At 22.6% G+C, this 22,687-nt stretch carries 31 protein-coding genes; 19 read left to right on the top strand and 12 right to left on the bottom strand.

Annotated features, from left to right (window positions below; genetic code table 4):
• Positions 1 to 49: 49 nt before the first annotated feature.
• The 3 genes from SPIRDC1_RS02345 to SPIRDC1_RS02335 all read right to left on the bottom strand — a co-directional run bounded on the left by SPIRDC1_RS02345 (position 50) and on the right by SPIRDC1_RS02335 (position 2,837).
• Complete coding sequence (locus SPIRDC1_RS02345) at positions 50 to 1,000, bottom strand: SGNH/GDSL hydrolase family protein (protein ID WP_174480359.1); 951 nt, start codon at positions 998 to 1,000, stop codon at positions 50 to 52.
• Positions 1,001 to 1,110: 110 nt separating this feature from the next.
• On the bottom strand, positions 1,111 to 2,106 hold the full coding sequence (locus tag SPIRDC1_RS02340; protein WP_174479968.1) for an IS3 family transposase: 996 nt from the start codon (positions 2,104 to 2,106) through the stop codon (positions 1,111 to 1,113).
• A 71-nt stretch (positions 2,107 to 2,177) separates the two neighbouring features.
• Positions 2,178 to 2,837, bottom strand: a complete 660-nt coding sequence (locus SPIRDC1_RS02335) for a ComEC/Rec2 family competence protein (protein ID WP_174480358.1) — start codon at positions 2,835 to 2,837, stop codon at positions 2,178 to 2,180.
• A gap of 1,151 nt (positions 2,838 to 3,988) precedes the next feature.
• Between SPIRDC1_RS02335 and SPIRDC1_RS02325 the strand changes: the two genes are divergently transcribed.
• The 11 genes from SPIRDC1_RS02325 to SPIRDC1_RS02280 all read left to right on the top strand — a co-directional run bounded on the left by SPIRDC1_RS02325 (position 3,989) and on the right by SPIRDC1_RS02280 (position 8,300).
• On the top strand, positions 3,989 to 4,198 hold the full coding sequence (locus SPIRDC1_RS02325) for a hypothetical protein (RefSeq protein ID WP_174480357.1): 210 nt from the start codon (positions 3,989 to 3,991) through the stop codon (positions 4,196 to 4,198).
• A gap of 23 nt (positions 4,199 to 4,221) precedes the next feature.
• A complete protein-coding gene (locus SPIRDC1_RS10205; RefSeq protein ID WP_255495898.1) occupies positions 4,222 to 4,344 on the top strand; it encodes a hypothetical protein in 123 nt (40 codons plus the stop codon).
• Positions 4,337 to 4,990 (top strand): PD-(D/E)XK nuclease family protein, encoded by a 654-nt coding sequence (locus SPIRDC1_RS02320; RefSeq protein WP_174480356.1) that lies wholly within the window; start codon positions 4,337 to 4,339, stop codon positions 4,988 to 4,990. Before SPIRDC1_RS10205 ends, SPIRDC1_RS02320 begins: the two co-directional genes overlap by 8 nt.
• Positions 4,980 to 5,210 carry a hypothetical protein gene (locus SPIRDC1_RS02315; protein WP_174480355.1) on the top strand — a complete coding sequence of 77 codons (231 nt, stop codon included), beginning with the start codon at positions 4,980 to 4,982 and terminating at the stop codon, positions 5,208 to 5,210. Before SPIRDC1_RS02320 ends, SPIRDC1_RS02315 begins: the two co-directional genes overlap by 11 nt.
• The gene (locus tag SPIRDC1_RS02310; RefSeq protein WP_174480335.1) at positions 5,203 to 5,424 is read left to right on the top strand and encodes a hypothetical protein; all 222 of its coding nucleotides are present in this window, start codon (positions 5,203 to 5,205) and stop codon (positions 5,422 to 5,424) included. The genes SPIRDC1_RS02315 and SPIRDC1_RS02310 overlap by 8 nt, the downstream gene beginning before the upstream one ends.
• Positions 5,417 to 5,608, top strand: a complete 192-nt coding sequence (locus SPIRDC1_RS02305) for a hypothetical protein (RefSeq protein WP_174480354.1) — start codon at positions 5,417 to 5,419, stop codon at positions 5,606 to 5,608. The genes SPIRDC1_RS02310 and SPIRDC1_RS02305 overlap by 8 nt, the downstream gene beginning before the upstream one ends.
• Before the next feature lie 109 nt (positions 5,609 to 5,717).
• Positions 5,718 to 6,536, top strand: coding sequence for a RecT family recombinase (locus SPIRDC1_RS02300; RefSeq protein ID WP_174480353.1), 819 nt, complete (start codon positions 5,718 to 5,720; stop codon positions 6,534 to 6,536).
• A gap of 17 nt (positions 6,537 to 6,553) precedes the next feature.
• Positions 6,554 to 6,700, top strand: coding sequence for a hypothetical protein (locus SPIRDC1_RS02295; RefSeq protein ID WP_174480352.1), 147 nt, complete (start codon positions 6,554 to 6,556; stop codon positions 6,698 to 6,700).
• Positions 6,687 to 6,836, top strand: coding sequence for a hypothetical protein (locus SPIRDC1_RS02290; RefSeq protein WP_174480351.1), 150 nt, complete (start codon positions 6,687 to 6,689; stop codon positions 6,834 to 6,836). The genes SPIRDC1_RS02295 and SPIRDC1_RS02290 overlap by 14 nt, the downstream gene beginning before the upstream one ends.
• A 272-nt stretch (positions 6,837 to 7,108) precedes the next feature.
• A complete protein-coding gene (locus tag SPIRDC1_RS02285; protein ID WP_174480350.1) occupies positions 7,109 to 7,246 on the top strand; it encodes a hypothetical protein in 138 nt (45 codons plus the stop codon).
• 58 nt (positions 7,247 to 7,304) lie between these two features.
• Positions 7,305 to 8,300 carry an IS3 family transposase gene (locus SPIRDC1_RS02280; protein WP_174479968.1) on the top strand — a complete coding sequence of 332 codons (996 nt, stop codon included), beginning with the start codon at positions 7,305 to 7,307 and terminating at the stop codon, positions 8,298 to 8,300.
• 6 nt (positions 8,301 to 8,306) lie between these two features.
• Here SPIRDC1_RS02280 and SPIRDC1_RS02275 read toward each other — a convergent pair whose 3' ends face one another.
• The 4 genes from SPIRDC1_RS02275 to SPIRDC1_RS02260 all read right to left on the bottom strand — a co-directional run bounded on the left by SPIRDC1_RS02275 (position 8,307) and on the right by SPIRDC1_RS02260 (position 12,758).
• Positions 8,307 to 8,906, bottom strand: coding sequence for a hypothetical protein (locus tag SPIRDC1_RS02275; protein ID WP_174480349.1), 600 nt, complete (start codon positions 8,904 to 8,906; stop codon positions 8,307 to 8,309).
• Positions 8,882 to 9,604: a hypothetical protein gene (locus SPIRDC1_RS02270; RefSeq protein ID WP_174480348.1), complete on the bottom strand. Its 723-nt coding sequence runs from the start codon at positions 9,602 to 9,604 to the stop codon at positions 8,882 to 8,884. The genes SPIRDC1_RS02275 and SPIRDC1_RS02270 overlap by 25 nt, the downstream gene beginning before the upstream one ends.
• A gap of 116 nt (positions 9,605 to 9,720) precedes the next feature.
• Positions 9,721 to 12,132, bottom strand: a complete 2,412-nt coding sequence (locus SPIRDC1_RS02265; RefSeq protein ID WP_174480347.1) for an ABC transporter permease — start codon at positions 12,130 to 12,132, stop codon at positions 9,721 to 9,723.
• Between the two features lie 14 nt (positions 12,133 to 12,146).
• Entirely contained in the window at positions 12,147 to 12,758 is a 612-nt protein-coding gene (locus SPIRDC1_RS02260; RefSeq protein ID WP_174480346.1) for a hypothetical protein, read from the bottom strand.
• Positions 12,759 to 13,601: 843 nt separating this feature from the next.
• Between SPIRDC1_RS02260 and SPIRDC1_RS02250 the strand changes: the two genes are divergently transcribed.
• Positions 13,602 to 14,840: an IS256 family transposase gene (locus tag SPIRDC1_RS02250; protein WP_174480344.1), complete on the top strand. Its 1,239-nt coding sequence runs from the start codon at positions 13,602 to 13,604 to the stop codon at positions 14,838 to 14,840.
• A gap of 87 nt (positions 14,841 to 14,927) precedes the next feature.
• Here SPIRDC1_RS02250 and smpB read toward each other — a convergent pair whose 3' ends face one another.
• On the bottom strand, positions 14,928 to 15,359 hold the full coding sequence (gene smpB / locus SPIRDC1_RS02245; protein ID WP_174480343.1) for an SsrA-binding protein: 432 nt from the start codon (positions 15,357 to 15,359) through the stop codon (positions 14,928 to 14,930).
• 276 nt (positions 15,360 to 15,635) lie between these two features.
• Here smpB and SPIRDC1_RS02240 point away from each other — a divergent pair, with 276 nt between their 5' ends.
• Positions 15,636 to 16,028 (top strand): hypothetical protein, encoded by a 393-nt coding sequence (locus SPIRDC1_RS02240; RefSeq protein ID WP_174480342.1) that lies wholly within the window; start codon positions 15,636 to 15,638, stop codon positions 16,026 to 16,028.
• Here SPIRDC1_RS02240 and SPIRDC1_RS02235 read toward each other — a convergent pair whose 3' ends face one another.
• From SPIRDC1_RS02235 to secG, 3 genes are all read right to left on the bottom strand, one after another.
• A complete protein-coding gene (locus SPIRDC1_RS02235) occupies positions 16,029 to 16,643 on the bottom strand; it encodes a hypothetical protein (protein ID WP_174480341.1) in 615 nt (204 codons plus the stop codon).
• A complete protein-coding gene (gene rnr / locus SPIRDC1_RS02230) occupies positions 16,616 to 18,892 on the bottom strand; it encodes a ribonuclease R (RefSeq protein ID WP_174480340.1) in 2,277 nt (758 codons plus the stop codon). The genes SPIRDC1_RS02235 and rnr overlap by 28 nt, the downstream gene beginning before the upstream one ends.
• A 106-nt stretch (positions 18,893 to 18,998) precedes the next feature.
• Positions 18,999 to 19,262: a preprotein translocase subunit SecG gene (gene secG / locus SPIRDC1_RS02225; protein ID WP_174480339.1), complete on the bottom strand. Its 264-nt coding sequence runs from the start codon at positions 19,260 to 19,262 to the stop codon at positions 18,999 to 19,001.
• Between the two features lie 444 nt (positions 19,263 to 19,706).
• On the opposite strand from secG, the gene SPIRDC1_RS02220 reads away from it, so the two are divergent.
• A complete protein-coding gene (locus tag SPIRDC1_RS02220; RefSeq protein WP_174480338.1) occupies positions 19,707 to 19,901 on the top strand; it encodes a hypothetical protein in 195 nt (64 codons plus the stop codon).
• A gap of 2 nt (positions 19,902 to 19,903) precedes the next feature.
• On the top strand, positions 19,904 to 20,095 hold the full coding sequence (locus SPIRDC1_RS02215) for a hypothetical protein (protein WP_174480337.1): 192 nt from the start codon (positions 19,904 to 19,906) through the stop codon (positions 20,093 to 20,095).
• 34 nt (positions 20,096 to 20,129) lie between these two features.
• Here SPIRDC1_RS02215 and SPIRDC1_RS02210 read toward each other — a convergent pair whose 3' ends face one another.
• Positions 20,130 to 20,753, bottom strand: a complete 624-nt coding sequence (locus tag SPIRDC1_RS02210; protein ID WP_174480336.1) for a DDE-type integrase/transposase/recombinase — start codon at positions 20,751 to 20,753, stop codon at positions 20,130 to 20,132.
• 252 nt (positions 20,754 to 21,005) lie between these two features.
• On the opposite strand from SPIRDC1_RS02210, the gene SPIRDC1_RS02205 reads away from it, so the two are divergent.
• The 4 genes from SPIRDC1_RS02205 (at position 21,006) to SPIRDC1_RS10200 (ending at position 22,515) form a co-directional block, all read left to right on the top strand.
• A complete protein-coding gene (locus tag SPIRDC1_RS02205) occupies positions 21,006 to 21,227 on the top strand; it encodes a hypothetical protein (protein WP_174480335.1) in 222 nt (73 codons plus the stop codon).
• Complete coding sequence (locus SPIRDC1_RS02200; protein ID WP_174480334.1) at positions 21,220 to 21,411, top strand: hypothetical protein; 192 nt, start codon at positions 21,220 to 21,222, stop codon at positions 21,409 to 21,411. The genes SPIRDC1_RS02205 and SPIRDC1_RS02200 overlap by 8 nt, the downstream gene beginning before the upstream one ends.
• A gap of 109 nt (positions 21,412 to 21,520) precedes the next feature.
• The gene (locus SPIRDC1_RS02195; protein WP_174480333.1) at positions 21,521 to 22,363 is read left to right on the top strand and encodes a RecT family recombinase; all 843 of its coding nucleotides are present in this window, start codon (positions 21,521 to 21,523) and stop codon (positions 22,361 to 22,363) included.
• 17 nt (positions 22,364 to 22,380) lie between these two features.
• Complete coding sequence (locus tag SPIRDC1_RS10200) at positions 22,381 to 22,515, top strand: hypothetical protein (RefSeq protein ID WP_255495897.1); 135 nt, start codon at positions 22,381 to 22,383, stop codon at positions 22,513 to 22,515.
• The last annotated feature ends 172 nt before the right edge of the window (positions 22,516 to 22,687 follow it).

Below are 22,687 nucleotides of genomic sequence, written 5' to 3'. Positions count from 1 at the left end.
TTGAACTTTTATCTTATATAGTAATTATTATATCTAATGTTTTAAAACATTATCACTTTTCAACTAAATTATAAAGATCTTCAGCAACCCCTTGATGCACTAATGTTGTTGGATGAACTTCATCAAAGAAGAAATAATTATTTAATGTTTCTTTTGTTGAACCATTAACATATGTTGCTGTAACAGCACCATCTAATGCCATATGAGCATAATCAGATTCAATTGCATTTTGAGTAATATTTTTACCTTCTTGTTGAAATATCAGCGCATATTTACTTAATTCTTCTCTTAAACTAAATCTTCTAATAAAATTAGAATAATTAGTTATATATAAAGATATCTCGTGATTTCAAAGTGTTTTATAAGCATCAGATAATTGTTTTGCTAAAACTTGCGATTTAGTTCCATAATATTTTGGGACAAGACTAAAATCTGGAACATCAGTAGCAACAATATGTTGGATGCCTTTATTAATTAATTCTTGAATTATATCTCCTTCTTTTATAATTGCATTATAAATAATATCAAGTCCTTTATAATAGTTACCACTATCAATAGCAGCCAACATATCATTATTTCCTGATTCCAGAAAGACTAAATCATCACTTTGTAAATCTTGATGTTGAGATAAAAAAGCAGCTATTTGATGTTGAAGGCTAAAACGATTTGAATAAAATGTTCCTGTTCATGAATCATTTTCAGCTGCAACAGCACCCCCAACCGCATAGTTATTACCAAATTGTTCATAAGTTGCTGCATCATTTAAAATTGTATATTTTCATCCTGCTTGTAAGTTTAAATGTAATTTATTAGCTAAAATTTCAGCTGCAACCTTACCATTACTGAAAGAGCGATTTAAATAATATGGATCTCCTAATTCTACTTGAGCGACTCATCAAGGTGCTAATGGTGATTTTTGGACAAAGTCACTCCCAGCTCCAACAAAACTCCCAGTATCAGAAAGACTATCACCAAGAATGTATAATTGATGATAATCCATAAGTGTTTTTTCTTCCTTAATATTGGATGTAATAGTAGTCATTAACATTGAAGGGGTGGTTGGTGGTGGTGGTTAGCCCTAAATACTGGACCACTTTTGGATAGACAGTTTTAAATTTTTATTTGTGAAATTGGTGGTTTTAGAAATTTAGAATGTATTCTTTCGTAATTATAAAACATAATATATTGGTTTACATCATTTATAGCTTCATTGAGAGAAAAATATTGATTTGAACCTTTAGGTAGTCATTCTTGAGATAAATGAGAAAATCAGTTTTCAGATATTACATTGCCACCAATATCATAAGGTTGTTTTTTGCTTAAAATTATTTGCTTATCAGCAGCTCAATTTGTGATGTCTTGACAATAAAATTCGTTGGCGTTATCTGAGTGTAAAATAACGTTTTTTACTTGGTTTCAAGAGAATTGTTGATTTATTTTTTCAAGTGCAGGAAGGATTAAATCTTGATAGGATTTGTTTGAACATGTATTATAGCTTACAATATTATTTGAATAAAAATCAATAATTACAAAAAGATATAATCAACCTTCTTTAGTATTTATTTGTTTAGTGTCCATTGATCAAATTTGATTTGAAGAGGTTGTACTTTTATAATCTTTGTTTACTTTATCCATTGTAGGTATTCACTTATTTGGATTTTTTTTGTTTTTAGGATAGTTATTTTTAGTTTGTTTTAATCCTTGAAGATTGTGATCTTTCATAATTTTTCGCATTTGTTTTGTTGATAATTCTAGATTTAAAATAATATGTTTGTATTGTTTTAATCATTCTTTAAATGCTGAAAAAATTCGTAAATAGCCATAAATTTGTCCTTTTCTTGTAAAATGAAATTCAAGTAAAAGTTGGCATAATTCTTGATATTTATGTGTACAATTACTAATTTGATTTTTTTCTTTTTTAATAGGGTTTTGTTTGTTTTTTACAAAATAATATGTTGATCGGTTTAGTTGAAGATGTTGGCAAAGATATCTAATTGAATATTGGTTTTTGCTATCATCAATAATTTGAATTTTTTGTTTGATATTTAACTTGTTAATTACTAATGCTATTTGTTTAATTTTATCCATTATTAAAAATCCTTTCATGTCAAAATTAGTGTTAATTGTATAACACAATTGTTTTTCGAATACATTCAAGTTTTTTTTAAATTAATGGTCTAGTAAAAAGGGCTAAGTAGCAAGTAGCAAGTAGCATGTCCGGAAATTAATGCTATTTCTGGATTAAGAGTTTTTAAAAAACTAATAGTTGATGAAGTTTTTGAACCATGATGAGGAACTTGTAAAATATTAATTTTACTTAATACATGGGTGTTAACTAATAAATTTTCGGTTTGTTCTTCAATATCACCAGTAAATAAAATTTTATAATTATAAACTTTTAATAACAAAACTAAACTTTTATTATTTTCAGAAACATATTGCAAATTAAAACCATAAACTAAATTATGAATTGGATTAAAACCATCAATAATATATTGCGATAATTGATTGGTATTTTCATAAATTTTATCTATTTTTAAGTTCATTTTCAAAAATCCAATATTACTAATATGATCTAAATCATGATGAGTTAAAAATACTGCTTTTAAACTATGAATTCCTTTTGCTGAAAGATAATTATAAATAGTTGGATTATTTGGTTTTAAATCTTCTGTGCCCGCATCAATTAAAATAGCAGATTTATTATAAGGACTAGTTAATAAAAAACTCATAGCATTACCAACATTAATCATCGTTAATTCATAATAAGGTTTAATAATACTATTCATTCATAATGTTGAAAGTAAAACAAAATTAATAATAATAACTGTTAACATTCTTCAATTAAAATATCGTCAACAGTTATAAATAACTATTAAAATTAAAAAATAAAGTTGTAAAATTCAAATTTCAATTTGAAAAGTCGAATTCAAATATTACTCATATTTATTAACTTAATAATAATAATTAAAAAATATAAAATTGGAGAAACAAAAAACTTAAAATTGAATTTAAAAATAAATTTAAAAATAAAATAACATCACAAAAAATAATGATTGGTGTAAAAAATAATAAATATGCAACAGTTAACAAACTAAAACCATGATTTATTTGTCACTGAATAGGAATAGTGAATAAAAATAAAACAATATTAATCAATAATAATCTAATCCAATAACTATATTTTTTAAATTTATTATTAATAAATAAAATCAAAAAAGTAATACCAAAAGAAAGTTGAAATCCTAAAAGATAGAATTGTAAAGGTCATAAACAAAGACAACAATAAGCACTAAAACTAAGAATAGAAATTGGATGAATAGTTTTTTTATTAAATTTTAAAATACAACTAAAAATTAAAAAAAAAATAATGCTTTCATTGCTGCAATAGATCAATTAAGTAAATATAAATAAAAACATAAAATTACAAAGCAAATTAAAAGTTTAATTAATTCATTTTTGATAAATCAAAAAATTTTTTTTAAAAAAACAAAGAAAAAATTAATGTGTAAACCACTAACAACAATAATTGGAGTAATACCAAACTTATTAAAAATGGTAAAAATAGATTTGTTTTCTTCGGTTTGCTGACCAAATAATAATAATTTAGTTCAAGTTTAATGGGCGCATCACTTTAACTCCTAGTTTCATAAAATAACAAAGAACGATATAACTATCGTTCTTTTTTTGTTAAAAGATTAAAACTTAATAAAACTGTCGTAGAAGTCTAATAGTGAGTACTTTATGTAAATACTTCTATATCAGAATAAAAGAGCATTTAATGTTAAGTAAGTTAAAATGTTACACTGTATCGCTTAATGTAATTATAGATTAATTTGAATAGCCTTATTATGGCTCAGTAAATACCCCATTAATCTAATTAACAATTACATTTGTATTATTTAAAAAAATAGGGGGTTTTATATATAAATACATACCTCATTAATAATATCATAACACAATAAAAAAATAAAAGAGAAAAATAAATATGAAATATATTTACTTATTAAAATATGAAGTTAATTATACTGGTCAAATAAAATATAAGGCTTTTTCTACAGTTGAAAATGCTACTAACTTTCATAGAAATTATAAACATCATTTATTCAAAGATGCTTATATTGAAAAATATGAAATATTAGTAATGGAATTAGACATAAATTTTAATAATAAGGAATTAAATAAAAAACTTAATTAAATTAATGAAAGGTAAAAATATTTATGGAATGTAGAGAATATAGAATGGTTGGTTCTTGTGATAGATGTAGAAAACAATCTTCAATTGGTAATAGATTATGTAATAAATGTTTTTGAATATTAATAGGTAGAAAAAAATATGAGTAAATTAATTTTTAAAAAAGAAACTCATCAATATTTTTTAGATGATAAAGAATTAATATCTGTTTCTAGAATTATTGATAATTATTTAGGTTTTGGATATAGTCATATATCACCAGAAGTATTAAAAAATGCTTCAAATCGTGGTAAATGAGTTCATAAACTTAATGAATTATATTTACAAAATATTAATCAAGAAAATATTATTAATAATTTATTAAAAAAATTAAAACCAATAACAAATTCAATAAATTATTTTTATTGTAAAAAATCACTTATGTTTTTAAAAGAAAAATTTAAAGATAAAAATTATTATGAATTTATTATAGAAAAACCTATTGCTGATAATTTAGTTGCTGGAACACCAGATTTAGTTTATTTAGATAAAAAAGAAAATAAATATTATTTAGTAGATTATAAAACTTATGCTTTTATTGATGAAGATAAATTAAAAAGAATTAAATTACAATTAACTGCTTATTATTGTATGTTACTTTTTAATGATATAAATCCATCTAATAAAACCTATGTTTATTTAACTAATAAAAATAATCAGCAAGAAATAAAAATAGAAATAACAAATGAATTAATAATCGAATGAATGAATGCAAAAAGAAAATATTTTAAAGGAGAAGATAAAAATGGAATATAAATTGGAATATTGTAAAAATAAAAAATGTAATTTTAATGAATTATTAGTTAAAAATCTTAATGCTAGAATTGAATTTTTAGAATATCAAATTGAAGAAATTAATTTAAATCAATTAAATTTATGAGAATTAGATGTTTTAAGAGGTCAAATTAAAGAATTAAATATTTTAAAAAATAATATTAAAGAATGATTAAGAAGGGGTAGAGAATGAAATGAATAGAAAAGTAAAAAAAATTATTTGTGCTACATCAATAATCACAGATGAACAATGAAATTATGAAGAAATAAAAGATAACTTATTAGGTATATTATTAAGTTTTAAAAATGAAATTCAATATAAAAATTGAAATAAAATAGTAAAAAAAGAATTTGAAGAAAATGATATAGATTTTATTTTTAAATTTAAATTAAAAAAGAATGATAAAAATGATTAATGAAAAAACAATTAAAGAAAAAACTATTTATTCTTGTAATTCAATTGAATTTGATAAATTACCTAAAAAATTAGATAGTAATGAAAAAAAATGAATTGTTATTAATAGTCATTTAATAGTTAATCCTAGTAAAAATATTGAAGTACATTTAGATAATAGATTTAAAACAATTAAAAAATGATAGGAGTAACTTATGGATAAATCAATTTTAATTTTATTAAAACACTTAGGAAAAATTAATAAAAAATTAGATGAAATTTTAGAATTATTAAATAAAAAAGGAGAATCAACTAATGAGTAATAATAAAAATGAATTAAAAATTCCTAATTTTATTAAAAGTAATAAAGAAGAATATGTAAAATTTAGAAATTATTATGAGATGATTATCAATTCTAGTAAAGATTTAAAAAATATGAATACACAAAGTTTAATTAATGCATTAATTAATTTATATAAGTTAAATCTTTCAATTAATCCAATTAAAAAAGAATTAGCATTAATACCTTATGGTGATGAATTACAAGTTCAAATTCAAGAAGATGGTTGATTAACATTATTACAAAGAACTGGATTAGTAGTTGATTTTCAAAGAGAAAAAATAACATCAGCACATAAATTTAATAAAGAAAATAATAAATGAGAAATTAATCCAGCATTAATTTTTGAAAGAAAAACTATTACTACTATTGGTTATTATTGTTATATTTCTCTTTTAGATAAAAATGGTAAAGTTAATAATTTTTATAAAGGTATGACAGTTGAAGAATGTCAAGAATGAAGAAAAAAATTTAGTAAAACTAAGAGTGAAGATAGTCCTTGAAATACTAGTTTTGACCAAATGGCTTTAAAAACTGTTGTAAAAGCATTAATTCGTGAAATTAATAAAACATCAATTATAGTATTAAATAATCAAGATGATATTAATTTAGCACTTCAATTAGACCAAGGTGTAGTAATTGATGAAGAAACAATTGCTTATAAAGATAATACTGGTGATGAAGTTAAAATTATTAATTCAAATAATATTGATAATACTGATATAAATTCTACTTTATCTAAATTAAAAGAATTAGAAAAAGAAGAAGAAATTATAGAAAATTTTGAGGTCTAGTGAAAGGTAAATTTAATATGAATAAAGAAAAATTAATTATTTGAATAAAAAAACAAATTAGTATTTGTTTATGTGATTCTTTAAAAGAAGCAGGTAAACTTACTGCTTATTATAAAGTACTTGAATTTATAGAAAAAGGTGAATTTGATAATGATAATTTATAAATGTGATTATTGTCAAAAATCAATAATGGATGGTAATTGAATAAGAAATTATCAAAAAATTTTTTGATTTAAAAAAAATAAAATGATATATGCACCAAATCTGCTTTATAGCATATGAAAATGAAGAATTAAATAAAGATAAAGAAGGTAATAATAATTAATATTTAGGCATTTGACATATAACCTGTTTAACTCCTATTTTTATTTAAATATGTCAATGTAAGTCCTAAATTTTATTTTATACAGAACGAAACTATAGAATTATTAAAATTTGGATAACATTATAATTCTATAGTNATATGCACCAAATCTGCTTTATAGCATATGAAAATGAAGAATTAAATAAAGATAAAGAAGGTAATAATAATTAATATTTAGGCATTTGACATATATCCTTTCTAACTCCTATTGCCTATTTTTTATTCTTGCTTAAAATATGTCAATGTAAGTCCTAAATTTTATTTTATACAGAACGAAAGTATAGAATTATTAAAATTGGATAACGCTACTTGCTACTTAGCCCTTTTTACTAGACCATTAATTTAAAAAAAACTTGAATGTATTCGAAAAACAATTGTGTTATACAATTAACACTAATTTTGACATGAAAGGATTTTTAATAATGGATAAAATTAAACAAATAGCATTAGTAATTAACAAGTTAAATATCAAACAAAAAATTCAAATTATTGATGATAGCAAAAACCAATATTCAATTAGATATCTTTGCCAACATCTTCAACTAAACCGATCAACATATTATTTTGTAAAAAACAAACAAAACCCTATTAAAAAAGAAAAAAATCAAATTAGTAATTGTACACATAAATATCAAGAATTATGCCAACTTTTACTTGAATTTCATTTTACAAGAAAAGGACAAATTTATGGCTATTTACGAATTTTTTCAGCATTTAAAGAATGATTAAAACAATACAAACATATTATTTTAAATCTAGAATTATCAACAAAACAAATGCGAAAAATTATGAAAGATCACAATCTTCAAGGATTAAAACAAACTAAAAATAACTATCCTAAAAACAAAAAAAATCCAAATAAGTGAATACCTACAATGGATAAAGTAAACAAAGATTATAAAAGTACAACCTCTTCAAATCAAATTTGATCAATGGACACTAAACAAATAAATACTAAAGAAGGTTGATTATATCTTTTTGTAATTATTGATTTTTATTCAAATAATATTGTAAGCTATAATACATGTTCAAACAAATCCTATCAAGATTTAATTCTTCCTGCACTTGAAAAAATAAATCAACAATTCTCTTGAAACCAAGTAAAAAACGTTATTTTACACTCAGATAACGCCAACGAATTTTATTGTCAAGACATCACAAATTGAGCTGCTGATAAGCAAATAATTTTAAGCAAAAAACAACCTTATGATATTGGTGGCAATGTAATATCTGAAAACTGATTTTCTCATTTATCTCAAGAATGACTACCTAAAGGTTCAAATCAATATTTTTCTCTCAATGAAGCTATAAATGATGTAAACCAATATATTATGTTTTATAATTACGAAAGAATACATTCTAAATTTCTAAAACCACCAATTTCACAAATAAAAATTTAAAACTGTCTATCCAAAAGTGGTCCAGTATTTAGGGCTAACCACCAAATTTATACCATTAGTAAGATTTTGATAATGATGACCATATGCTAATTGATTATGTAATATATTATATAATCATGGATTTAAACTACGTTCAGGATAAACGGGATTAAAACTATTTTTTTGTTTATTTTTATCAATAAAACCCTTAAAATCATTATTGATGTTAACCATTGTATTACTATTAACAAAAGCAACGGTTTTATTTTTTGGATCCATCAATCCACTAATATTATTGGCAATAAAAGCACTATTTCGACTAGTAACAAATCCTCTAACAATAAAAGTACGATTAACAATATTGTACTTATCACCAATTTTTAAATTATTATTATTAGCAAATTGTTCATAAATTAAAATTTCATTATCTTGTAATGGTAACTCTTCCAAACTTTGTTTATAATTACCTACTAAAATTGGTCGATCAATAATATTTTTAGGAACTGTTTGTGTAAAGAGAAAAGATTTACCGGTCATTAATAAATCATTAACTAAAGTATATTGATTTCATTCAATATTTTGAAATAACATGCCATTAATAATTAAAAAATATAGTTGTGATTGCAAAGAAATATCAATTGTATTATATTCATGATTAGCGTATGATATTTTATGATAAATTTCATCTTGATAAATTTATAAATTTTTAATGCTTTATCATTTAAAATAAAATAGTTTACTTGATTAATATTTGTCTTTCCATCATAAACATAACTATTAATTAAATTACGCATTGCATTTTTATATTCTTCAGAAGAGTTATAACCTTGACGATAATCATTAGGAACTAATAGTTTAAAATCAACATAATCATGATGAAATTTAGTAGATATATTATTTCCAATTTGTAAATAATTATTAGCATGAGAATCACTTAAATCACTACTACCATTAAAAATAAAACGATAAGTATCGGTATTAGCATTAACTAAAGCAATTTGAAAAGTTGCATGATTTAATTTAAAAGTATCAATACTATCATCTTGTTTATAATATGACATATTTTCCAATCATAATCCTAAATGTGTTGTTTTATAATAATTATATTCTTTTTCAAAACTATTTTTTTCAATTGGTAATTCATTTAATTCTTGAAAATTAGTATTTTGACTAATATCATTTAAATATTGATTTTCTACATATTGATCAGAAAATTGAATGCTTAAAAAAGTTATAATCATAATCATAACTAAAAAGCCTAACCCTAAAACTTGAATAATATTTTTTCTTTGTTCACGCAAATAATTAAAAAATATTTTTACCATATTCCACTAACCTCAGTTGATACTTCAAATTAATTTTATCAATTTAAAAATATTTTTAAAATTAAAACATTTTAATGTGTAATTTTTTATTTAATAGCAGCAAAGCAGATTATATATTATTTAGTTAATGTCATTAATTGTTTATTATTAACGTTTAACTTTCAAGTAATAATGTATGAAACTAAATAAATTAAAATATTTATACTAATCATCAATGCAAAATATCATCAACGAAAAACAATAGGAAATGCGATTTTTGCAAAAGTTGCTAATAAATTAGAAAGTACCATTACTAAAGAAGGAAGAATAAAAACAGCAACCAAACTACTCATTACCAATGCCGGTATTATTACCAGAAAGAAATTATAAGAAACTTCTAATGCAGTATAACCTAAACTTCGTAAAATATTAATTAATATTAAATTATCACGAACACTAATATTAGTAACAATAACAATAATCATTAATGATAATATAACACTAAAAATACCAAAAAATGAAATGATTATTTGTAAACTATATTGATTGTTCTTCATAATAGTACGTAAATTACTAATATCATACACCAATGATAATGAAGTACTAATACCTTTACTTTCCAAATATCCTGAGTGTGAAATTTGTGCTAAATCAATATTATAATCATTTTTATTACTAATAATTGGTAAGTAATGTTTAAACTCATTATCAGTAAATTTGCTTAATTTACTATTAGCAAAATTATTTTCTAATAAATCACTTTTACTACCAAACAAAATCTCATTAAGTCAAAGTTTAGGCATTACTATTATTTTTGGATCTAATTTATTAATATAATCATAAGCAATACCAATTATATATTTTATTTGATTATCTAATCCTTTATACCTATAAATAACACTATTATTAAGTTGTTCTCCACCATTATAAACATTGATAACCGAAGGTAAAGCAGAAGTGGCCATTGGAATAAATTGAACAGCACTACTATCTGGATTTTTAATTCCTAATTTTTGAATTAAATGATTACGAATATTAATAAATTGTTTATCTTGCCAATTATTAGAAACTTCCATATCAGCTAAATTTAATTTACTAAAAGTAGAAAAATCACTTATACTAAAATTTAGAGATAAAAAATCACTTAAACTATCATCAATACCGTAAGCAGTTCTTGGTACACTTCAATTTTTAAAAGATTCTTTTGATAAGGCTTGTGTATCATTATCAAAAACAGCACCACGCTGATTAGGAAGTAACAAATTAGCCTTATCAAGTTCTAATTGTGTGTATGGTACTTCATACTGTTCATCATAAGAAATTAAACCAAAACTTATCAATAAATCAGTATTGTTTTTACCATTATTATTGGTTAAATAATTAAATAATATTTTATTTTTTTCTAAGAAATCCTTAACTATTGGTGGAATCTTTGATGGATTAGCAGCAATTCACTGTTTTATTTTTAATAATTCACTACCCATAATATAACGATTTTGAACATTAATCATAATTGATTTATTAGGATTAAGAGGATCAAATCGTTTAATTGCCGCTAATAATTCTGGATATAATGAAATTTTGCTTTTAATATTATCAACACTATTAAATTGATACATTAATTTATTTTCGTTATTAATAAAGTTAGTTTTAATATTATCATCAAATTGATAACCATTTTGATAATTAAAATTAGTTCCCGCAAATTGTGAACCTAACATATTATTAACTAAACCACTAGCAGCAAGCGCAAAGAATACTAATGTTGCAACAAAAATACTAGTAAAACACATAATTAATGTTTTACCAAAACTACGTAGTGAAGTAGTAACGGCCAACTTATTACGATAACTAAATCTACCAATCACATATCTTGCAATAAAAGTAAAAGTTGAACTAATATTTATTTTATATTTTTGTTTTGAAATATTATTAGTAATTAAATCTAAGGGTTTACTTCTTAATAAGAATAATACCATTAAAAAACTAATGAAAGTTAAACTAATGATTGGAATAACAAGTAATAAAATAGCGGTAACAATATTAAAGTACCAACCATAACTAATTAAGCCAACAGTAGTAATATTAGTAATATAAATTAAATAATGCGCAACTGGAATCGAAAATAAAACACCAATAATAGCAAAAATAATTAAAGGAGCAATAATTGAAATTACTAATGATATACTTAACTGCCAACTTTTATATCCTGTTGCTTTTAAAATTCCAATTAATTTTTTATTACGATCAATCATTTTAAAAGTAATAATAAAAATAATAATAGTAGTCACAATAAAAATCAAAATTAAAAATAAACTAGAAATCTCTTCAATAACATTAATTCTATTATTAATGGAACTAAAAGATCATTCTTGCATACTAGTATAAAATCTAAGATTATTGATATTTAAAGGTGAAACTATTTTATTATAATCAATAACATTATTATAATATTTTGTACTTGCTATATCAGTAGGTGTTTTATAAGTTGCATGAAGATAATTATAAATTCATTCATTGTTTATTTGTGAATCAATATTTTTAGCCAAATCAGGATTAATACCTAAAAAAAATCATCAATATTACTGCTAAATGCCTTTAAATCAGATTCAACTTTGCGCATCATATTACCATTAGTAAAAGCGACAGTATTATTTTTTAAATCAAGTGAATTACCAAAATAACGACCAAAAAATGCTGCTAATGAGCTTGTAGCATAACCACGAATAATAAACGTTTGTCCAGCAATTACATAATTTTGATCAATATGTAAATTATTTAGTTCAGCAAAATGTTTGTAAATTAAAATTTCATTATCTTGTAATGGTTTTTCTGTTAAACTTGGGCCACCATCTTTGACAATAATTGCTTTATTAACAATATATTCAGGTCCTGTTTCAATAAAAGCAAAATTTTTACTAGTAATTAATAAATCACGGACCATAACAGCATGTTGTCATTCAATATCTTTATATAACATTCCCATTGACATTATTTCATATAACTTAGCTTCATTTTTAATATCTATTTCACTATAGTTTCGATTAGCATATGGATACTCATCAGTTTTTCCTTTAAAATTATCGTTATAAAACTGTAAAGCAGCTTCACTAGTAATCATAAAATTTGTTGCATTTTTTGGATGTAATGGATCATATAGATATTGATTAAGCATATTAGCATATTGTTCTATCGTTGCTTTATGAATATCATAAGATGGATAATTAATAGGAATATTAATTTTAAAATCAATATAATTATGGCTAGTATATCAATATTACTTATTTTATAATTAAAAAATTGAAAATTCATTAAATAATAAATTAAATAAATAGTTAATCCAAACATAATTAAAATTATTATTTTTCATTGAGAAATAGTTTTAATTTTTTTTAAAACTATTTCATCATGCATACCCATATTTTTTGGATCTTCTCGCAAAAGAAAAGACATGAAAAAAGTCAAAATGAAAAACACAAAGCAGCAATAATAAAATAACTGATTTTTGAAATTGTAATAGTTGAAATATTAAGCGTAAGCATATTAATTGGTATAATAATTAAACTGCTACTTGCTACTTAGCCCTTTTTACTAGACCATTAATTTAAAAAAAACTTGAATGTATTCGAAAAACAATTGTGTTATACAATTAACACTAATTTTGACATGAAAGGATTTTTAATAATGGATAAAATTAAACAAATAGCATTAGTAATTAACAAGTTAAATATCAAACAAAAAATTCAAATTATTGATGATAGCAAAAACCAATATTCAATTAGATATCTTTGCCAACATCTTCAACTAAACCGATCAACATATTATTTTGTAAAAAACAAACAAAACCCTATTAAAAAAGAAAAAAATCAAATTAGTAATTGTACACATAAATATCAAGAATTATGCCAACTTTTACTTGNTTTGGGAATGTTTAGTAATCTGTGTGACTTACAAAAATAACTATGTTTAATTAATTCTAGTAAATATAATTTATATATCTAGAAAGAGTGAGTTACAGATGGCTAAAAAAGATAATCTTAATAACAATGATCCAATATCAAAAGCAGTAGATTTATTATTAGAAAATACTGAGGATTTAACAACAGTTTTTAAAGAGGGAGGCTTATATAAAGAATTAACTAAACGATTGGTAGAAAAAATGTTGAATTCTGAGATGCAAAATTATTTAGGACACGAAAGAAATCAACGCAGTAATAATGACAATGTTCGTAATGGTACAACATCAAAAAAATTAATAACTCAACAAGGTAAAATTGAAATTGATGTACCAAGAGATCGCAATAGTAATTTTGAACCAGTAATAATCACAAAAAGACAGAGAAGATTTGATGGTTTTGATCAACAAGTTCTTTCACTATATGCAAAAGGTATGACTTTATCAGATATTAGAATGCAGTTGCAAGAGTTATATCATGGCGCAGATATTAGCGAAAGCGTAATTAGTCAAATTACTGATGATGTCATTGATGATGTCAAAGCATGGCAAAATCGTCCATTAGATAGTGTTTATCCAATCATTTATTTTGATTGTATCGTAGTTAAAGTACGTCAGGATAAACGTATTATTAACAAATCAGTTTATATAGCTTTAGGAGTTGATTTAGAAGGTAAAAAAGATGTTTTAGGTTTATGAATTAGTGAAAATGAAGGTGCTAAATTCTGATTAAATAATTTTACAGAAATGAAAAATCGAGGCTTAAATGATATTCTTATTGCTTGTAGTGATAATTTAACAGGCATGTCAGAGGCAATACAATCAGTTTATCCTAAAACTGAACATCAATTATGCATAGTTCATCAAATTAGAAATAGCTTAAAATATGTTTCATACAAACATCGAAAGTCTCTAGTTATCGATTTAAAGCCAATTTATACAGCATGTAGTGAAGAACAAGCAATGCAAGCTTTAGAATCATTTGAAAGTAAATGAAATAAACAATATCCACAAATTGCTAAATCTTGATATAAAAATTGAGAAAATTTAATGGTTTTTATTAGTTATCCAGCAGAAATTAAAAGGGTAATTTATACTACAAATGCTATTGAATCTGTTAATAGCCAATTACGAAAAGTTATTAGAAATAAAAAAGTTTTTCCTAATGATATGGCAGTTTTTAAAATTTTTTACTTAGCAATTGAAAATATCACAAAAAAATGAACATTGCCTATTCAAAATTGAAATACAGCAATTGCTCATTTTATGATAAAATTTGAAGACAGAATTAATCTGAACTAGTACTTTGTAAAACAAAGAAACACAGATTACTAAAAAGCCTCAAAGGTAATCATATTATCATAGTTTTTTTCTTTCTTAATTAAATTATTATTTTTTGATTTGTCTTACTGCATCACGATTTTTAATGGTCTCTCTTTTATCATAATTTTTTTTACCACGAGCCAATGTTATTTCTAACTTTGCTCTACTTTTACTATTTAAATATATCATTGTTGGAACAACAGTTAAGTTTTTTTGCTTTTGTTCTTGTTGAATTTTTTTAATTTCACGAGCATTTAAAAGTAATTTTCTTTTTCTTAATGGATCAAGTATATAACTAGTAGTAAATTTATAAGTAGTAATGTTCATATTAATAATATAAGCTTCATTATTACTAAAAGTTACATAACTATCCTGTAAAGATACATTACCTAAACGAATTGATTTAATTTCAGAACCAGTCAAAACAATTCCCACTTCTAATTTTTCTAATAATTCATAATTAAAGTACGCTTTTTTATTTTTTGCAATTATTTTCATTGTTTCCACCATTATTTTAATAAACTTTATAATTAGATTATATAATAATAATTTCATAAATACTGAAATACTTACTTAAATTTGTTTTTTATTAAGAACATGCTATAATTTAATGAAGGTTAGATTAATCAATAGTTTTTCTAGCAATGATTAATGTAAAATTAAACATAAAATTAATATTTGTTGTATAGCAACCCAAGAAATAGATTTTATATTTGTTTTACGGGTTTTTGTTAATTTTATATATTAATAAACAACTGAAAGGAGTCTAAGGACATGGCAGGAGAGTTAAATACTAAACCAACAGCAGTAAAAAATAGTCAATTTTATCAAGGCGATTTGGGTTTTGATAAAAATAATAATGATAAAGTAATTATTTATAAGATTTTAACTGGTAAAAAACTTGAGGTTTGCAAAATTATTATTGATGAACAAAATCATATTTTAAAAATTTCTACGAAAACGGAAATTATTAATGAAGATGAATTTGAAATTTACACATTTGCTTTAGAAGCAGATACTGCTGATTTTATTTTAAAACTTATTGCTAAAAATCAAATTAATGCTGAAATTAATTATGCATTTATAAATAATATTGAAGATTCTTATAATATATCTGAATCAGACTCATTAGAAGAAAAAAAGAAAAAAATTAGGAAACTCTTTTAACTATTTATAAATTACTTCTCAATTATAAACTGAACCATAACACAAAGCTTTAATTTTAAAATCATTGTTATTATTGATAATTTCTAAAATAGTTTGGGCAATAGAAATCCCTGAGGCAACTATATCATCAATAATAATAATGTTTTTTTTATTAAAAAATTTAATATATTTAGATAATAAATGAATTTTATTAGTAATTTCCATTTGTCTTTCGCTAACTTTTAATTTATTTTCTCAAAATTTACGGTAGTTATCAACTTGGAAAATATTATTAATAAATAATATCTCATAATTTAATTTTTTTTTAATAATTTTAACTAATTCAATTATTACTAATTCTAAACTACTAACTGAAGTAGGTTTTTTTGGCATCATAATAAAATAATCTAAATTTTCAAACAAATTAAATTTTTGACCAACTTCAAATAAATTAGTTGCTAATCTTATTACAGTATCTTGTTCAATATTTACTTGCTTAATTAAGTTATAATCTTCATTAACTCATAATAAATCCGGATATTGTTTTAAGCCTGGCGATTTAAAATAATTATAATAATAGCATTCAATGTTAAGATTGCTTTGTTGAATTAATCTTTTTTGCCCTTGTATTTTCATTTTTTTACTCCATTTTTCTTTTCACTTTTATTTTTTTTAACTTTACCATTTAGTTTTATCTTTTTTCTATATTTAAAATTATTTGCTTTATACATTTTTGATGATTGATTATTATTATTTTTATCACGGTTTTTATTTTGCTGACCATTTTCTTCTAAAATAAAATCAATAGTTCTAGCAACTTTATTTGCACTTTTAACAAGAACACTCACCTTTTGACCAAGAGCATACTGTTTTCGTTTTCTTTCACCAAACAAAATCATTGCTTTTTCATTAAAAATATAATAATCATCAGTCATGTCTGCAATTCTAATTAAACCCTCAATTGTATTATCTAACTCAACAAATAATCCAAAGCCAGTTACACTAGAAATTATACCTTCAAATTTATGACCAATAAATTGCATCATGTATTCTGCTTTTTTCATTTGATCTACAGCTCGTTCACACTCTAATGCTTTTAATTCCATATTACTAGATTGCTCAGCTGCTCAATTAGTAAAACTTTGATATTTCTGAATTATTTTAGCATTTATTTCTCTTTTAACTATATACTGACGCAATAAACGATGAACTATTAAATCAGGATAACGTCTAATTGGTGAAGTAAAATGTGTATAATAATCACTAGCAAGTCCAAAATGGCCAATACATTTATTAGTATACTGTGCTTTTTCCATACTTCTTAATAATAAAGTTGATAAAACTTGAAATGTTGATAATTGTTTTAAAGAATTTAATAATAATTGTAAATCTTTTGAACTAATATTTGTGATTTTTGGATTTAGTTTAATGCCCATTAATTTCAGAATTGTAACCATTTGATGTATTTTTTTAGAACGAGGATGTTCATGAACACGATAAATAAAAGGTAATTTCATATCAAATACAGTTTTAGCAACTACTTCATTAGCTCTAATCATAAAACTTTCAATTAATTTTTCAGCGATATCACGAGTTCTTAAAATAATATTAGTTACTTCTCTATTGCCATTAATAATTGTTTTTGCTTCATTAATTTCAAAATCAATTACTCCAGCATCTTGTTTAAACTTTCATAAAATTTGGTGCAATTCTTTTGCTTTTAGTAACATTTCTCAAATTTGTGGATGTGTTTTAATAAAATTTGGATTTTTACCATTATATCCATCATTTACTTCATCATAATTCATTCTTCTTGCTGATTTCATAAATGCCTGATAAATTTTATGTTTTACTGTTAAACCATTCTTATCAATTTCCATATCACAAACCATACATAAACGTTCTACTTGTTCATTTAAAGAACAAATACCATTTGATAACTGCGTTGGTAACATAGGAATAACACGATCTGCTAAGTAAACAGATGTACCGCGAGTAAATGCCTCTTCATCTAAAGGACTATTTTCTGTTACATAATGACTAACATCAGCAATAGCTACAATTAAACGATAATTATCATTAGCTAGTTTAGTAACACAAATAGCATCATCAAAATCTTTAGCATCTTTACCATCAATTGTAACTAATAACTCTTTAGTCAAATCAATACGATCAATTTTATCTGATTCTAAAACTGTTAATGGCACCTTATCTGTTGCTGCTAATGTTTCAACATCAAATTGTGCTTTAATGCCAATTTCATAAATAACAGCTAAAATATCAACACCAGGATCATTAATATTACCCAAGATTTTAGTAATAGTAACATTAAAAATATTTTGTTCAAAATTTTTAATTTTTGCAACAACAATATTATTTTCTAACGCTTTATCAGGATTTAAAATATTAACTTCATACTGTTGTAACTTTGCATTTTGAATTAATAATGTTTTTACTTTCGTATCTGCATTAACAATAACAGTACCAACAAGAAGATTAGTATCACGTTTAATAATTTTTAATACTATAGCCTCATCATTCTGATTATTAATTTTTACTAACTTACATAATACTTCATCATTATTTAACGCATTATTTATGTTTTTTATATTAACATAATATTCTTCTTCACTATTTAATAATTTAACAAATCCAAATCCTTTTTTAGTAATTTGAATTTTGCCAATAAATAAATTATTATTTTTTAGCATATAAAATTGTTGTTCTTTATTTTCCAAAATAATTTCACTATTTTTCAATTCTTCTAAATCAGCAATAAGTTCTTGCTGTTGATGATGATTAGTAATATTAAGTTTCACTGTTAAATCAACCGTTGATAAAGGTGTAATACTATTTTGTAACTCATTAATAATCTCTTGCTTCATTTCAATCAATCCCAACTTTATCCTAATTATATAATTAATTATAATCTATCTTTTAAAATTTATAAAAAGGCACATTTTAGTGTGCCTTTTTATAAAATAATTATCATTAATTTATAACTCCAATAGTATTAATAAGAATTCTTACTATTATTGCCATAGTAAATAACGATATACCTAATACTAAAGTGGCAATAGAAAATAACTTACTTCAACCACGTTCTTTAGTACTAGCAAATAATTCTTGATTACCCCCACTTAAAGCACCAAGACCATTATGATTTTTTTTACCTTGTAATAAACCTAAAATTACTAATAATATAGCGATAATTAAGGCAATAATTTCAAAAGCAAAAATAATGTTTTGACTCATTTTGTCACTTCCACTTCTTTATAATATTATTAATTTTACACTTAATTTTACTAAAAATAAAAAAATTTTCATAATTAGGGCGCATAAATTTAACTCATAGTTTCATAAATAACAAAGAACGATATAACTATCGTTCTTTTTTTGTTAAAAGATTAAAACTTAATAAAACTGTCGTAAAAGTCTAATAGTGAGTACGAAATGTAAATACTTCTATATCAGTATAAAAGAGCATTTAATGTTAAGTAAGTTAAAATGTTACACTGTATCGCTTAATGTAATTATAGATTAATTTGAATAGCCTTATTATGGCTCAGTAAAGAACCCATTAATCTAATTAATAATTACATTTGTATTATTTAAAAAAATAGGGGGTTTTATATATAAATACATACCTCATTAACAATATCATAACACAATAAATAAAATAAAGGAGAAAATAATAATATGGAAAAAAAGGAAATAATCGAATTAGCAATAAAATTAAATCCAAAATATAAAAATCATAATATTGATTGTGATTATTTTGGTGATGGTTGAAATATATTTTGTAAAAATAGAAATAAAAATAATACTAGCTGTAAAGAAAATGAAATATTTATTGATAATGAATATCTAAAATATTTAAAAGGAGAAAAATAAATATGGCATACGTTTATTTAATAAAATATAAAGTTAATTATACATTTGAAACAAAATATAAAGCCTTTTGTACTTTTGTAGAGGCTAGTAATTTTCATAAAAATTATAAACATCATTTATTAGAAAATGCGTTTATTACACATTATGAAATATTAGTATTGGAAGTTGATATGAATTGTACCAATGGTGGTTAGCCCTAAATACTGGACCACTTTTGGATAGACAGTTTTAAATTTTTATTTGTGAAATTGGTGGTTTTAGAAATTTAGAATGTATTCTTTCGTAATTATAAAACATAATATATTGGTTTACATCATTTATAGCTTCATTGAGAGAAAAATATTGATTTGAACCTTTAGGTAGTCATTCTTGAGATAAATGAGAAAATCAGTTTTCAGATATTACATTGCCACCAATATCATAAGGTTGTTTTTTGCTTAAAATTATTTGCTTATCAGCAGCTCAATTTGTGATGTCTTGACAATAAAATTCGTTGGCGTTATCTGAGTGTAAAATAACGTTTTTTACTTGGTTTCAAGAGAATTGTTGATTTATTTTTTCAAGTGCAGGAAGGATTAAATCTTGATAGGATTTGTTTGAACATGTATTATAGCTTACAATATTATTTGAATAAAAATCAATAATTACAAAAAGATATAATCAACCTTCTTTAGTATTTATTTGTTTAGTGTCCATTGATCAAATTTGATTTGAAGAGGTTGTACTTTTATAATCTTTGTTTACTTTATCCATTGTAGGTATTCACTTATTTGGATTTTTTTTGTTTTTAGGATAGTTATTTTTAGTTTGTTTTAATCCTTGAAGATTGTGATCTTTCATAATTTTTCGCATTTGTTTTGTTGATAATTCTAGATTTAAAATAATATGTTTGTATTGTTTTAATCATTCTTTAAATGCTGAAAAAATTCGTAAATAGCCATAAATTTGTCCTTTTCTTGTAAAATGAAATTCAAGTAAAAGTTGGCATAATTCTTGATATTTATGTGTACAATTACTAATTTGATTTTTTTCTTTTTTAATAGGGTTTTGTTTGTTTTTTACAAAATAATATTAAAGAATGATTAAGAAGGGGTAGAGAATGAAATGAATAGAAAAGTAAAAAAAATTATTTGTGCTACATCAATAATCACAGATGAACAATGAAATTATGAAGAAATAAAAGATAACTTATTAGGTATATTATTAAGTTTTAAAAATGAAATTCAATATAAAAATTGAAATAAAATAGTAAAAAAAGAATTTGAAGAAAATGATATAGATTTTATTTTTAAATTTAAATTAAAAAAGAATGATAAAAATGATTAATGAAAAAACAATTAAAGAAAAAACTATTTATTCTTGTAATTCAATTGAATTTGATAAATTACCTAAAAAATTAGATAGTAATGAAAAAAATTGAATTGTTATTAATAGTCATTTAATAGTTAATCCTAGTAAAAATATTGAAGTACATTTAGATAATAGATTTAAAACAATTAAAAAATGATAGGAGTAACTTATGGATAAATCAATTTTAATTTTATTAAAACACTTAGGAAAAATTAATAAAAAATTAGATGAAATTTTAGAATTATTAAATAAAAAAGGAGAATCAACTAATGAGTAATAATAAAAATGAATTAAAAATTCCTAATTTTATTAAAAGTAATAAAGAAGAATATGTAAAATTTAGAAATTATTATGAGATGATTATCAATTCTAGTAAAGATTTAAAAAATATGAATACTCAAAGTTTAATTAATGCATTAATTAATTTATATAAATTAAATCTTTCAATTAATCCAATTAAAAAAGAATTAGCATTAATACCTTATGGTGATGAATTACAAGTTCAAATTCAAGAAGATGGTTGATTAACATTATTACAAAGAACTGGATTAGTAGTTGATTTTCAAAGAGAAAAAATAACAACTGCACATAAATTTAATAAAGAAAATAATAAATGAGAAATTAATCCAGCATTAATTTTTGAAAGAAAAACTATTAATACAATTGGTTATTATTGTTATATTTCACTTTTAGATAAAAATGGTAAAATTAATAATTTTTATAAAGGAATGACTGTTGAAGAAATTAATCAACATAAAGATAAATATGGCAAAACTTATAATAAAAAAAGTCAAGAATGAAAATTAAATCATATATGAACTTCTGCTTTTGACCAAATGGCTTTAAAAACAGTTGTAAAAGCATTAATTAGAGAAATTAATAAAACACCAATTATAGTATTAAATAATCAAGATGATATTAATTTAGCACTTCAATTAGACCAAGGTGTAGTAATTGATGAAGAAACAATTGCTTATAAAGATAATACTGGTGAAGAAGTTAAAATTATTAATTCAAATAATAATATTGATAATACTGATATCAATTCTACTTTATCTAAATTAAAAGAATTAGAAAAAGAAGAAGAAATTATAGAAAATTTTGAGGTCTAGTGAAAGGTAAATTTAATATGAATAAAGAAAAATTAATTATTTGAATAAAAAAACAAATTAGTATTTGTTTATGTGATTCTTTAAAAGAAGCCGGTAAACTTACTGCTTATTATAAAGTACTTGAATTTATAGAAAAAGGTGAATTTGATTAATGAAATTATTTTATATCTTATTAAGAATATTAATTTTACCAATATTTTTATTATTATCTTTAATCTCTATTCCTTATAATTTACTAGCATTTATTTTATTTGGAAAATTTAAAATTCAGTTTGAAATGACATGAAAAGAGGAGAGTAAATAATGCCTTGATGAGGAATATTA

It is taken from the genome of Spiroplasma endosymbiont of Danaus chrysippus, assembly GCF_902809815.1.
Lineage (GTDB): Bacteria > Bacillota_I > Bacilli_A > Mycoplasmatales > VBWQ01 > Spiroplasma_E.
The sequence above is the reverse complement of the archived record's forward strand: the minus strand, read 5'-3'. Positions and strand labels throughout refer to the sequence as shown.